Genomic DNA, 12,259 nt, shown 5'->3' with positions numbered 1-12,259 from the left:
ATTCCTTGCTCAACGCGTCTGGCGCCTCCCGCGTTCAGCCCGCTTTCCAGATTTCCTTCGCATATTGGCGGATCGTGCGATCCGACGAGAACCAGCCCATGCGGGCGGTGTTGCGGACCGCCTTGGAGAACCAGCTTTGTTCGTCCATCCAGATCTGGTCGATTTCGCGCTGGGCCTGGGCATAGGCATCGAAATCGCCCGCGACCATGAACCAGTCGTGCTGATAAAGTCCGTCGACGAGGCTCGTGAAACGGCCGGGATCGTCGGGCGAGAAGACGCCGGTGCCGATGGCGTGAAGCGCCTGTTGCAGTTCGCGCGAGGCTTCGATGATCGCCCGGGGATTGTGGCCCTCGGCGCGCGCCTTGCCGACTTCGTCCGTGGTCATGCCGAAGATCTTGATATTCTCGGCGCCGACATTTTCCAGCATCTCGACATTGGCACCGTCGAGCGTGCCGATGGTGAGCGCGCCATTGAGCGCGAATTTCATGTTGCCGGTGCCGGATGCTTCCATGCCGGCGGTGGAAATCTGTTCCGAAAGGTCGGCGGCCGGGACCAATACCTCGGCGAGCGAGACATTGTAGTTCGGCACGAAGACGACCTTGAGCAGGCCGCGGACGGCGGGATCGGAATTAATCACCTTGGCGACATCGTTGGCGAGCTTGATGATCAATTTGGCATTGTGGTAGCTCGGCGCCGCCTTGCCGGCGAAGATTTTCACGCGCGGCACCCAGTCGCGTTCGGGATGGGAGCGCATCTGGTCGTAGAGTGAGACCGCCTCGATGATGTTGAGAAGCTGGCGCTTGTATTCGTGGATGCGCTTGACCTGGATGTCGAACATCGCCGACGGATCGAGCTTGAGGCCCATGCGGCTCTGGATGAGCTGGGCGAGCTTGACCTTGTTCTCGCGCTTGACGGCCGCGAACTTCTTCTGGAAACCGGTATCGTCGGCGAAGGCGTCGAGCGCCTTGAGCTGATCGGTGTCGTCGAGGAACCTGTCGCCGATCGCCTCGCGGATCAGGTTGGTCAGAGGTTGATTGCACTGCATGAGCCAGCGGCGCGGTGTGATGCCGTTGGTCTTGTTGTTGATCCGGTCCGGATAGAGTTTGTGCAGGTCGGCGAAGACCGTGACCTTCATCAGTTCGGTATGCAGCGCCGAGACGCCGTTGATCGAATGCGAGCCGATAAAGGCGAGGTTGCCCATGCGCACCCGGCGGCCGCCGGCTTCGTCGATCAGCGAGATCGAGCGGATCTGGGCGTCGCTGAAGTTCTTCTGCTTGCGCGCATCGATCAGGACCTGGGCATTGATGCCGTAGATGATCTGCATGTGGCGCGGCAGCAGGCGTTCGAAGAGCGGCACGGGCCAGGTTTCGAGCGCCTCGGGCAGCAGCGTGTGGTTGGTGTAGGAAATGGTCTTCCGGGTCATCTCGAACGCGGTCTCGAAATCGAAGCCATGCACGTCGCAGAGCAGGCGCATCAGTTCGGATACGGAGACGGCCGGATGGGTGTCGTTGAGCTGGATCGCCACCTTGTCAGGCAGGTTTTCCAGCGTGTTGTACTGCTGGAGGTGACGGCGGAGAATATCCTGCAGCGAGGCCGAGGAGAAAAAGAACTCCTGCCGCAGCCGCAATTCCTGGCCGGCGGCTGTCGCATCGGCGGGGTATAGGACGCGGGCGAGGGATTCGGCCTTGTTGCTCTCCTTCAGCGCGCCGATATGGTCACCGGCATTGAAGGCGTCGAGCAGGATCGGGTCGATCGGCTGGGCGGTCCAGAGACGGAGCGTGTTGACGCGATGGGCACGCCAGCCGACGATCGGCGTGTCGTAGGCAACGGCGATGACGCGTTCAGCGGGTTTCCAGACGTAGCGGGCTTCGCCATCGGGGGCGAGAACGGAATCGACCGCACCGCCGAAGCCGACTTCATAGGCGCTTTCGCGGCGCTCGAATTCCCAAGGGTTACCATGTGCCAGCCACGTCTCGGGCAGTTCGACCTGCCAGCCCTCGGCGATCTGCTGCCGGAACAGGCCATGGACATAGCGGATGCCGTAGCCATAGGCCGGGATATCCACCGTGGCCATGGATTCCATGAAGCAGGCGGCGAGACGGCCGAGACCACCGTTGCCGAGCGCGGCATCGGGCTCAAGGCCCGCCACGACATCGAGATCGACGCCGAGCGTCTTCAGCGCTTCGCGCAGTTCTTCCATCAGGCCGAGATTGGAGACGGCGTCGCGGGTCAACCGTCCGATCAGGAATTCCAGCGAGAGGTAATAGACGCGTTTTCCGCCGCTCTCATAGGTCCTGCGGGTCGATTCCATCCACTGGTCGATGATGCGGTCGCGGATGACGAGTATCGCGGCGGTCAGCCAGTCATGCGGCTTGGCAACCTTGGCATCCTTGCCGATGCGGTAGATCAGGCGTTCGACGATGTCCGCCGCCAGTTGTGTAGGATCGGATTTGCGAGCTTTGGGGACGGGGATTTCCTTGATGGCGGAAGTTTGGTTCATGGCCTGTCCGTATCGTGTCTGTTGGGCCGAAAGTATTTCCTGGGAGTGGAAATACCCGGCAGCAAGGTCAAGTTTGCATCGATCAAAACCGCATGCAACGGTTTATTTGATTCACGCTCCGCCTCATCGGGATTTAGACATTTAATCGATTTAGATGCAAGCGCCACGAACAGAAAAACCGCCGGCGAGGGTGCGCCGGCGATTTTTTGAAAATTCGTTATTCGCGTTACTGCGTCAGGCGGGTGCTGGTCGCGGTGGCGCGTTCGCCGATATATTCGAAGGCCGCGTTGAGGTCCTCGGCATTCTCGGCGGCGAAGTAGTGTGCCGAGGTCGTCGCGCAGTAGCTGAGCAAGGCCTGACCCCGATCCGGAGCCATGAAAGCGACCGAGTAAACCTCGATGCCGGACAGTTTGGCTGCGTCGCACCACTTCTTGGTTTCGACATCGGCCGAGGTGTAGTTGTTGTCGCCGTCGGTCATGAAGACGATGTATTTCGACGGGACCTGGCCGTTCGTATTCATATGCGCCGTGTCCTCGGTCGTCGCCTTGATGGCGTTGTACGCCGTCTTGAAGGCGAGCCCCGAGTCGGTGCCGCCATCGGCCTGGAGGCCGGAAATATACGTCTTGGCGGCTGCAACACCCCATTTCAGGGTGCCAGGCGTCTGCATGACATTGTTATAGGACACGGCGGCGGTGCGGACCAATGTGCTGTCCGGATCGGCGGCGGCAAGCTGGTTCATGAGATTTGTCGCCGCCATGCGCAGCGCGGTGATCTTGTCGTAATAGGTGTAGCAGGTATAGGTCTTGCGACCGTATTTGCAGGTATAGCTGCCGGACACGGTGTTGGTATATTCCGCCATCGAGCCGGAGCGGTCGAGGACCAGATACATGGACAGCGCGTTCTTGCTCTCCGTGCTCGATTGCGTGGTGCTCGATACACTGACACGGCCGCTGCTCCGGCCCATGAAGGCCGAGAGCGCCGAATACTGCACGTCATAGCAGGCATCGACCTTGACCGTGTATTTCTTCGCCGTGCCGACCGTGGTCTCCTGGGTGACATCGACATTGGTGCAGCTCGAGAAATCGAACGGCTGCTCGTTTGCGTCTTTCGGCGCTTCGATGTGGTTGGCCATCTGGCCCTTGACGAAATCCGTGGCCAGCGTTTCGGCCGCCTCGGTCGTTATATCCTTGTTGGCGAGCGCCGAGGCGGCTGCCAGAGCGGCGGCATCCGCCGCGTTCTGAAGAGCCGCCTTCGAAGCGATCATCTTCGACGTGTCGATCGCCATGCCGGCTGCCGCGAGGCCCACGGGCAGCACGATCGCCGCGATGATCGAAAGGTTGCCTTTCCTGTTTTTCAGGAAATCGCGCAAGACATGCGAAGAAAAGTTGAAAGGCATGGACGCTCCCCACCAGCGAGTTGGATGTGAAGCGAAAGTTAACAGGGATTTATTTTGTTCAGGTTTACTGACGTATTAGGACTTTACTAAAGGTAGAACGAAATTGTTTGATAATAATCAAACTCTTACAGGGATGACGTCGACCGCTTGGTCGGTCGTGTGGCCGCCGTAGATCTTGAGGATTCCGATCACCGGTGCGACGTCGGAATAGTCCCGTCCGTAGGCTACCCTTATGTGGTCGGTGCCGGCCATCATGTTGTTCGTGGGGTCCCATTCCATCCAGCCGGTCGCCCGGCCGCACCAGACGCGAACCCAGGCATGCATGGCGTCGGCGCCTTCCAGGCGTTCCTTGCCGGCAGGCGGTATGGTGCGCAGGAAGCCGGAGACATAGCCCGCCGGAATATCAAGCGACCTGAGCGCCACGATCATGATGTGGGTGAAATCCTGGCAGACGCCCTTTTTCAGCTTGAAGGCCTCGCCCACGGGCGTGTTCACCTTGGTCGCGCCGGGCACATAGGTGAACTGGGAATGGATGGCCGAACAGATCTTGTTCGCGGCTTCCCACACGCTCATTTTAGGCTTGACGAGGCTGCGCGCCCATTTGGCGATATCCGCACTGTAAGGCAGGCGCGGACTGACGCCCAGGAAATGATGCGGCGATTCCGGTTCCAGCGTCCAGCAGTCGAAGGTCTCTTCCGTGATCTTGCTGACAACGGGCGAGATGTCGGCGAGCGCCGGCTGGGCCTCCACCTGCACCCGGGCCTGCATGCGGATTTCGAGTTCCTGATGCGAGTTACGAAAGCTGATCGAGGACGCGGCATTGCCGAAGAAATCCACGAAGTCGGTCCGCTCCTCGGGCTGCGGGTCGACGCTCACGGTTCCGGCGATCAGCCGCTGGCCCTTCGGCAATGTCAGCGGCAGCACGCGCACCACATGGCGGGCGCCGCTGGCGCCAACCTCGTATTCATAGGTGATCTTCATGGTGATGTCGTAGAGTGTCGCCATCAGATACTGATATAGGTTTTGGCCAGGAGGTTGGAAAGATTTTCCATGTCCTCCTCCAGCTGCGCATAGACTTCGGTCGTCATCGCCTCGGGCGTCATCAGCGACAGCTGATTATAGATCTTGAGCACTTCGCGGTAGAATGGCGAATACTGGCCATTGATCGTGGCATTGGGGAGAAGTTCGACTTCGGTCTTGATCTCGTTGAGCTGGTAGAAGATCGAGCGCGGATTGAGCTGGTCGAGTGCCAGCAGGTCGGTCACCGTCAGCCGGGCGGTTGCGACATTATAGCGGCGGCGGTGGGTCATGACGCTGTCGCCGATCTCGATCAGCATGTCGAGGGCGCCGTCGGGTGCGTCCGGGCCGGAGAGATGGCGGAGCAGGCGGGCCATGTGCAGGCCGCGTTCGAGGTGGCGGCCGATCGACAGGAAGCGCCAGCCGGTGAAGCGGTACATGTTTTCGTGCACGAGACCGGCAAAGCCCGCGAGCTTGCGGAGCAGGATGGTCATGGCGCGGGTGGCGTCGTCGCCGGGCAGCACCTTCTCGCTGAAATCGCGGGCGGTCTTGGCTAGGTCGTTTAGCGCCAGCCAGCCATCGGGCGAGAACCGGTCGCGGATGTTGGAGGCCGAATAGAGAGCGCTCGAAATGTTCATCACCAGAGTTTCCGGCACGACCTCTTCGGTATCGACATCAAGTGCCGCGAGATATTCGGAGACATCGGCAAGAAGCGGCTGCTCGCGATCGGCATATTCGGCGAAGCGACCGTGCCAGGAGCGCAGGATGCGAAGCGCGCCTTCCGCGCGCTCGATATAGCGGCCGAGCCAGAACAGGTTGTCGGCGGCGCGCGACGGCAGGCTGCCCGGCATGTTGCGTGTGAAGCTTTCCTCCGGCGGCAGAAGCGTCGACCATTTGACCGGACTATCCGAGACGATCCAGACATCGGCGACCGAGCCGCCCTTCTGCATGGCGATGGCCGAGACGTCGTCGCTGCCGCCGATGCGGGCGAAACCGCCCGGCATGATCTGCCAGCCCTCCTTGGTGCGGGCGGCAAAGACGCGCAGGCTCATGGGTCGCGGCGACAGCTTGCCGTTGACAAAGGCCGGCGTGGTGGAGAGCTTGACGACCTCCTGGCCGACCAGCCTGTGGCCTTCCTCCTGGAGGCGGGGCAGCATGGCGGCGTTCTTTTCCCTCAGCGCCGAGCCGGAGAGCGACTCGTTGCCATCATCGAAGAACGACAGCCGCGAATAGGCCGGGCCGATCATCATCCTGTCGAGATTGGCGATGACGTGGTCGCGTTCGGACTGTTGGCCGCACCACCAAGTCGCGATGGAGGGCAGCTTGAGTTCCTGATTGAGCAGGCGGCGACAGATGGCCGGCATGAAGGCGAGGAGGGCGCGTGTTTCCAAGAGGCCCGAACCCAGCGCGTTGACGATGGCGACGCTTTCCGACCGCAGCGCCTGTACAAGGCCGGGCGTGCCGATCTGCGAGGTCTGGTTGAGTTCGAGCGGATCGGCATAGTTGGCGTCGAGACGGCGCCAGAGCACGCTGACCGGCTTGAGACCGGCGACGGTGCGGACCATGACCTGGTTGTTGACGACGGTAAGGTCTTCGCCTTCGAGCAGCATGAAGCCGAGATAGCGGGCGATGTAGGAATGTTCGAAATAGGTTTCGTTGGCCGGGCCCGGGGTGAGAACGGCGATGCGGTCTTCGGGGTGCTTCTTGTAACCCTGCAGCGTGTCGCGGAAGGCGCCGAAGAAGGAGGCGAGCCGGTGGACATGGGTTTCAGCATAGATGTCCGAGAAGGCGCGCGTGGTGGCAACACGGTTTTCAAGCGCGAAGCCTGCACCCGAGGGCGCCTGGGTGCGGTCGGCCAGCACCCACCAGTCGCCATCCGGACCGCGGCCGATCTCGAAGGCGACGAAATGCAGGAAGTGTCCGCCGGCGGGCTTGAGGCCGACAAGCGGGCGGAGATATTCGGGATTGCCGGCGATCAGGGCAGGCGGCAGGAAGCCTTCCTGCACCAGACGATTCTCGGAATAGATATCCTCGGCTATCTGTTCGAGGAGTTCGGCGCGCTGGATCAGCCCTTCGGAGAGTTTCTCCCATTCCTGTTCGTTGATCAGGACGGGGACGTGGCTGAGCGGCCAAGACCGCTCGGCATTCGGCGCGCCGCCATAGACGCGGTAGAAGACGCCGGCATCGCGCAGATAGCGGTCGGCCTTGTCGGTGCGGGTCTCGAGTTCGTCCTCGGTCATCGCAGAGAGGCGGTCGAGGAAATGCCGCCAGACCGGACGTACTTCGCCATCCGGACCCAGCATCTCGTCCGGCGCGCCTGCCAGCGGACGATAATCCAGCTTCTTCTTCGGCGTTTCGGCTTTCACCTGCGCGCTCGTTGCCCCCGCACTTACCATTTACACTCCCGGCGGCCTCCTGAGGTCCAATGTCAGCGGGAAATCCGGATGGGGTTCTTCCCGTGCCAGCTGATAGCGGCCGGATGTGTAGCCCCATGGCTCGAAGCGCGCGAGCCGTCTCGCCTGCGCTTCATTGCCATTGACCGGAAACGTCTCGTAGTTCCGGCCACCCGGATGAGCGACGTGATAGATGCAGCCGCCCACCGCCTTGCCTGTCCATGTATCATAGATGTCGAAGGTGAGCGGTGTGTTAACCGGCAAAGCCGGGTGGAAACCCGACGCGGGCTGCCAGGCCTTGTAGCGCACGCCGGCGACCGCCACGCCACGCGTCTGGGTGTTCTTGAGCGGCACCGGCCGGCCGTTGCAGGCCACCGCGAAGCGCTCCGGATTGGTGGTCTCGAGCTTGACCTGCAGGCGTTCGACCGAGGAATCGACGAAACGGACGGTGCCGCCGATGGCGCCGGATTCACCTGTGACGTGCCAGGGTTCCAGCGCCTGACGGAGTTCGAGCCGCGTGCCCTCGTAATCGACCTCGCCATAGAAGGGGAAGCGGAATTCGAGCTGGGCCTCGAACCATTCCGGCCGGAAGGTGAAGCCGTGGTTCTTCAGGTCGTCGAGCACATCCATGAAATCCGCCCAGACATAGTGCGGCAGCATGAAGCGATCGTGCAGCGTGGTGCCCCAACGTACGGGCTTGCCTTCGAGCGGGGACTTCCAGAAGCGGGCGATCAGGGCGCGGACCAGAAGCTGCTGGGCAAGGCTCATGCGCGAATCCGGCGGCATTTCGAAGCCGCGGAATTCGATCAGGCCGAGACGGCCGGTCGGGCCATCAGGCGAGAAGAGCTTGTCGATGCAGATTTCCGAGCGATGCGTGTTGCCGGTCGAATCGACCAGCAGGTTGCGGAACAGGCGATCGACCAGCCACGGAAGCGGCGGCACGCCCTGGCCGGGGGCAGGAACCTGGGCGAGGGCGATTTCCAGTTCGTAGAGGCCGTCGTGGCGCGCTTCGTCGACGCGTGGCGCCTGGCTGGTCGGGCCGATGAACAGGCCGGAGAACAGGTAGGAGAGCGACGGATGGCGCTGCCAGAAGAGCACGATGCTCTTGAGCAGGTCGGGGCGGCGCAGGAACGGGCTGTCATTGGGATTGGCGCCGCCGACCACGACATGGTTGCCGCCGCCGGTGCCGGTGTGGCGGCCATCGATCATGAACTTTTCGGCGCCGAGGCGGGACTGCCGGGCTTCCTCGTAGATGGCGGTGGTAATGTCCACGCATTCGCGCCAGTTGCTCGCCGGGTGGACGTTGACTTCGATGACGCCGGGATCGGGGGCGACGCGGATGACATTGAGCCGTTCGTCATGCGGCGGCGTGTAGCCCTCGATATGGACCGGCAGGCCGAGGCTTGCAGCAGCGCGCTCGGCCGAGGCGATCAGGTCGAGATAGTCTTCGAGCTTCTCCGTCGGCGGCATGAAGATGCAGAGCCGGCCATCGCGCGGCTCGATCGAGATGGCGGTCCGGACGCGTCCACCGATCTCCTCATAGGACTGGCCGATCTGTTCCTGCTGGCCGGTAGCATCCGCCTTCAGCGAATGTTCGGGCATGGCGCGGCCCTTCTCAGTGGCGAAATCCGGCAAGTCCGGCTTCGCGACCGTCGGGTCCTCGGGGTTGATATAGGGATACATGGAGGGCGAGATATAGGGGAGCGCGTTCAGCGGCAGGCGGAAGCCGACCGGTGAATCGCCCGGCACGAGGAAGATACGGCCGCGTCGCGTGATCCATTTCTCGCTGACCCAGACCCGGCCCGATGCACGCGCCTGCCAGGCCTGGACCGGGAGGACGAAGCCGGACGGCGTCGTGAGCCCGCGCGAAAACACCCGCGCGATGCGGTTGCGCTCCTCGGGGTCCTTGATCTTCGAATTGGCGGGATCGACATTTTCCGGGAGATTGGCCTCCTTGACGATCCACTCGGCGGGATCCTCGTAGGCCGGCATGACGTTCTCGGGCGTGAGATCGAGTTCGACGGCGATGGCCGCGAGCAGCTTGCCGGCATCATCAACGGTCGCTTCGTAATCCTTGCGCTCGATGGCGACGAGCTGGGGGTCGCGCCAGATCGGCTTGCCGTCCTTGCGCCAGTAGAGCGAGAAGGTCCAGCGCGGCAGGGTCTCGCCCGGATACCACTTGCCCTGGCCATAGTGCAGGAAGCCGCCGGGTGCGAAACGCTCGCGGATCTTGCGGATCAGGGTGTCGGCGAGGTCGCGCTTCTGCGGGCCGACGGCGGCGGTGTTCCATTCGTCGGACTGGAAATCGTCGATCGAGACGAAGGTCGGTTCACCGCCCATGGTCAGGCGCACATCCTCGGCCTTGAGATAGGCATCGACCTCCTCGCCGAGCCGGTCGAGATGTTCCCAGCTATCCTGTGGGAAAGGCTTGGTGATGCGCGGATGCTCGGAGACGCGGATGACCTTCATGTCGAAATCGAAGGAGGTCTCGGCCTGGCCGAAATAGCCGCCCGAGATTGGCGCCGCATTCTTGAAATGCGGGCTTGCGGCGAGCGGAATGTGGCTTTCGCCGGTCAAGAGGCCGGAGGTCGGGTCGAGGCCGATCCAGCCGGCGCCGGGAATGTAGACTTCGCACCAGGCATGCAGGTCGGTGAAATCGACCTCGGTGCCCGAGGGGCCGTCGAGCGCCTTGAGATCAGGGGCCAGCTGGATGAGGTAGCCCGAAACGAAACGCGCGGCGAGGCCGAGATGGCGCAGGATCTGCACCAGCAGCCAGCCGGAATCGCGGCATGAGCCGAGCGCGGAGAGAAGGGTTTCCTCCGGCGTCTGCACACCGGGCTCCATGCGGATGACGTATCCGACACGGGTTTGCAGCATGGCATTGAGGCCGACGACCATGTCGATGGTCTTCTGCTTGCCCCGATCCAGCGTGTCGAGCACGGCCTGAAGCTGGGGGCCGGCGGGCTCGGGCTTGATATAGATCGAAAGGTCTTCCTTGAGGTCTTCCGGATAGTCGAACGGCCACATCTCGGCGGATTCTTCGACGAAGAAATCGAAGGGATTGTAGACCGTCATGTCGGCGACGAGATCGACCTCGATCTTCATCTCGGTCACGGGTTCGGGGAAGACGAAACGGGCGAGATAGTTGCCGTAGGGGTCCTGCTGATAGTTCACGAAATGGTTCGACGGCGTGACCTTGAGGGCGTGGCTGAGGACTTTGGTCTTGGAGTGGGGAGCGGGCTTGAGCCGGATGATCTGGGGCGAGAGGATGACCGGCTTGTCGTATTTATAGTGGGTGAGGTGATAGATGCTCGCCTTGATCGACATATGGCGCTGTTCCCTGCTTTTGATTTTGGAGTTTGTGCAATGCAAACCGGGAAAGCAAGCTGATAAATTAGGAAGATACCAACGGCCAAGGAATGTCCGGGCCATAGCTTGACAGATGCTCGCTGCATTTGTAATTAGCAATTATGTTAATTAACAAAAATGTTAAATTATGAGCCAGCAGCTTTCATCCGTTTTCGCCGCCCTCGGCGACCCGACGCGGCTGGCCATCATCCAGCGGCTTTCCGAGGGTGAGGCTTCGGTGCAGGAGCTGGCGGAACCCTTCGACATCAGCGGTCCGGCGATCTCGCGGCACCTCAAGGTGCTGGAGCAAGCGGGGCTGATCACCCGCCGGCGCGAAGCGCAGCTCAGGCCCTGCCGGCTGGAGCTTTCGCGAGTGCAGGAAATCCGCGACTGGACGAAACAGATGAAGCGCTTCTGGGACGAGAGCTTCGACAGGATGGATGATTATCTCGAAGAGATTTTGGAGGACAGAGAATGAATGTGATGAACACGTCGGACCGGGTGCTGGCCTTCGAACGGATATTCGACGCGCCGCGCGAAATCGTCTTCGCGATGTGGACGAACCCTAAGCATATGATCCGCTGGTATGGCCCGCGGGGCCATAGCCTGACCAGCTGCGAGCTGGACGTCCGTGTCGGCGGCGGCTGGCGGGCCTGCATGTTCAACGGCGATGTCGAGACCTGGGTATGGGGCACCTATCATGCGATCGAGGAGCCCTCGAAGCTGATCTTCTCGTCGTCGATGCACTGGCATCGCTACGAAACGCTGGTGACCATCCATTTCGACGATCTCGGAGATGGACGTACGCGGATGCGGTTCCGGCAGGAAGAATTCTGGAATGAACCCGATTGTCACGATCACCGCTGGGGTTGGGCGAGCGCGCTCGACAAGCTCTCCGAACAATTGCTGCTCATGCAGACGGCAGGCCTCTTCAACGACCTGTTATGGAAAGAACCGCGCAGAAACGGCGTAGCCGAGGATTTCGCAGAGGCGGCGCGGCGCGCAAAGGCCGAGCGCGAGACCATGCCCGATAAAGTCATTCCCCCAAGCGTTGAATATCGCTAGGCGATCTTTGCTTCCGGCATGGCCAGACGATGGAGGAGGATTTCCAGCGCGTGGTTGAGTGCGCAGCGGGCATCCTCGGTGAGGCTCGACAGGATGAACTCGATCTCGCGACAGGGATCGAGTTTCAGCAGTGCCCGGCCCGATGCGGTCAATTCCAGTATTTCCGCCTTGCCGCGCGGCTGTTCCTTGGCCTTGGCGAGCAGGCCCTTCTGCAGAAGCGTGCGGACGGTGCGGCTGACGGGACCGTTGGCCATGTGCTGGAAGCGTGCAAGCTCACTTGCCGTGCAGAGATCGCGGCGTGCCCTCGAGAAATATCTCAGCGCCACCCATTGGGCAGGAAACATCTCGTGCTGGTAGCCCCTGGCATGCAGCATGCGGGCCAATAGCTCCAGCATGTCGGCAATCGCCGTCTCGGACGGTTTGAGCATGGGTCGTCAATCTCCGGCATCGAGTCTCGTGTTTCGGATCGGGCGGATAAAGCGGGCGAGAGCCAAATTCGTCAAATGCTTTGCCGGGAAAGGATGAACAACCCTATAATGA

Annotated in this window: 8 protein-coding genes; 2 read left to right on the top strand and 6 right to left on the bottom strand. The window is 61.7% G+C overall.

Going from position 1 to position 12,259, the window contains the following annotated elements; translation table 11 throughout:
- Positions 1-34 precede the first annotated feature (34 nt).
- The 5 genes from IHQ71_RS21955 to IHQ71_RS21935 form a co-directional block, all read right to left on the bottom strand.
- Positions 35-2,500 carry a glycogen/starch/alpha-glucan phosphorylase gene (locus tag IHQ71_RS21955; protein ID WP_258158551.1) on the bottom strand — a complete coding sequence of 822 codons (2,466 nt, stop codon included), beginning with the start codon at positions 2,498-2,500 and terminating at the stop codon, positions 35-37.
- A gap of 226 nt (positions 2,501-2,726) precedes the next feature.
- The gene (locus tag IHQ71_RS21950; protein WP_258158550.1) at positions 2,727-3,896 is read right to left on the bottom strand and encodes a VWA domain-containing protein; all 1,170 of its coding nucleotides are present in this window, start codon (positions 3,894-3,896) and stop codon (positions 2,727-2,729) included.
- Between the two features lie 117 nt (positions 3,897-4,013).
- On the bottom strand, positions 4,014-4,901 hold the full coding sequence (locus IHQ71_RS21945; protein WP_258158549.1) for a transglutaminase family protein: 888 nt from the start codon (positions 4,899-4,901) through the stop codon (positions 4,014-4,016).
- On the bottom strand, positions 4,901-7,309 hold the full coding sequence (locus IHQ71_RS21940) for a circularly permuted type 2 ATP-grasp protein (protein WP_258158548.1): 2,409 nt from the start codon (positions 7,307-7,309) through the stop codon (positions 4,901-4,903). Before IHQ71_RS21940 ends, IHQ71_RS21945 begins: the two co-directional genes overlap by 1 nt.
- Positions 7,310-10,633, bottom strand: coding sequence for a DUF2126 domain-containing protein (locus IHQ71_RS21935; protein ID WP_258158547.1), 3,324 nt, complete (start codon positions 10,631-10,633; stop codon positions 7,310-7,312). It abuts the gene before it with no gap.
- Between the two features lie 169 nt (positions 10,634-10,802).
- Here IHQ71_RS21935 and IHQ71_RS21930 point away from each other — a divergent pair, with 169 nt between their 5' ends.
- Together IHQ71_RS21930 and IHQ71_RS21925 are read left to right on the top strand one after the other, a co-directional pair.
- Positions 10,803-11,132: a helix-turn-helix transcriptional regulator gene (locus IHQ71_RS21930; protein WP_258158546.1), complete on the top strand. Its 330-nt coding sequence runs from the start codon at positions 10,803-10,805 to the stop codon at positions 11,130-11,132.
- Positions 11,129-11,719: an SRPBCC domain-containing protein gene (locus tag IHQ71_RS21925; RefSeq protein WP_258158545.1), complete on the top strand. Its 591-nt coding sequence runs from the start codon at positions 11,129-11,131 to the stop codon at positions 11,717-11,719. Before IHQ71_RS21930 ends, IHQ71_RS21925 begins: the two co-directional genes overlap by 4 nt.
- Here IHQ71_RS21925 and IHQ71_RS21920 read toward each other — a convergent pair.
- Positions 11,716-12,147, bottom strand: coding sequence for a hypothetical protein (locus IHQ71_RS21920; RefSeq protein WP_258158544.1), 432 nt, complete (start codon positions 12,145-12,147; stop codon positions 11,716-11,718). The two genes, IHQ71_RS21925 and IHQ71_RS21920, sit on opposite strands and share 4 nt — an antisense overlap.
- Positions 12,148-12,259 lie beyond the last annotated feature (112 nt).

Source organism: Rhizobium sp. TH2, assembly GCF_024707525.1.
Taxonomy (GTDB): domain Bacteria; phylum Pseudomonadota; class Alphaproteobacteria; order Rhizobiales; family Rhizobiaceae; genus Rhizobium_E.
This window is presented reverse-complemented; position numbering and strand designations above follow the sequence as displayed.